The sequence below is a fragment of the Burkholderia sp. Bp9099 genome (assembly GCF_003857805.1).
GTDB lineage: Bacteria > Pseudomonadota > Gammaproteobacteria > Burkholderiales > Burkholderiaceae > Burkholderia.
Genome location: NZ_QTPU01000091.1, coordinates 1 through 1,149, shown reverse-complemented (window position 1 = coordinate 1,149; position 1,149 = coordinate 1). Strand labels below are relative to the sequence as shown.

Here is a 1,149-nt window from a genome sequence, read left to right as displayed (position 1 = left end):
ATGGCGTACGACCTGCAGCGGTTCGTGTCGGTGCGGGACGGCCCGAACGTTCGTCAGGCATTCGACGCGCTGTGGGCGGATTACGAAATCGGCAACTGGCGGCTGATCGGCTACGTGACGCGTCCGGTGCAATATCGCAATGACGCGGTGTTCGACGACGTGTCGAATCGGCACCTGCGCTTCGACGGCGTGCGGATCGAGCACAACGCCGTGGGCCCAGGCGAACTGTCGGCCTACTGGTCACGCTATACGCGCGACAACGCGCGCTATCTCGCCGGCGCCGGCACCGAGCGGCGCGACGTGTTCGACATGCGCTACGCGGGCAAGTCTTCCGGGTTCGACTGGGACGCCGAAGCGATGCTGCAGACCGGCCACATCGGCCAGGACACGATCGGCGCATGGGCCTTTGGCGCGCTCGGCGGCTACACGTTCGCGAAAGCGCCGGGCACGCCGCGCATCGGCATCCAGGTCGACGGCGCGTCGGGCGACAAGCATCCCGGCGACGGGCGCATGGGCACCTTCAATCCGCTGTTCCCGAACGGCTATTACTTCACGCTCGCCGGCTACACCGGCTACAGCAACCTGATTCACGTGAAGCCGTCGCTGACGTTCAAGCCGGCCAGCAACGTGACGGTGCTGACCGCGGTCGGTTTCCAGTGGCGCCAGACGACCGCCGATGCGATCTACGGGCAGGGGATGCAGGCGGTGCCCGGCACGGCCGGCAAGGGCGGCGCGCGCACGGGCATGTATGCGCAGGCGCGCGTCGACTGGCTGGTCAATGCGAACGTGGCGCTGGCGGTCGAGGCCGTGCATTTCCAGGTCGCCGATTCGATTCGCGCGCTCGGCGCGCGCAATGCCGACTACGTCGGCATGGAGGCGAAGTTCGGCTGGTAACGCGGCAAGCCGCGCGGCTCACGGCTGCGCGCGTGCGAGCGCCTCGACGAAATCGATGAACGCGGTGACGCGCTTCGAGCCGCGCTGATTCGGCAGGTACAGCGCGGTCACGACCGAGCGCGCCGCATCGGGCGTGACGTCGTACGCTTCGAACAGCCTGCGCAGGCAGCCCGACTGGACATCGGCATCGACGAGCCAGTCGGGCAGCAGCGCGATGCCGGCGCCGTCGAGCACGGCCTCGCGCAACACTTCACT

At 68.1% G+C, this 1,149-nt stretch carries 2 protein-coding genes; one reads left to right on the top strand and one right to left on the bottom strand.

The features are described from left to right. Positions 1-894, top strand: an 894-nt coding sequence (locus DIE17_RS37015; RefSeq protein WP_148095677.1) for an alginate export family protein, incomplete at its 5' end; no start/stop codon positions are given. 18 nt (positions 895-912) lie between these two features. Here the strand turns inward: DIE17_RS37015 and DIE17_RS37010 are convergent. Continuing rightward, positions 913-1,149, bottom strand: a 237-nt coding sequence (locus DIE17_RS37010; RefSeq protein WP_260439303.1) for a LysR substrate-binding domain-containing protein, incomplete at its 5' end; no start/stop codon positions are given.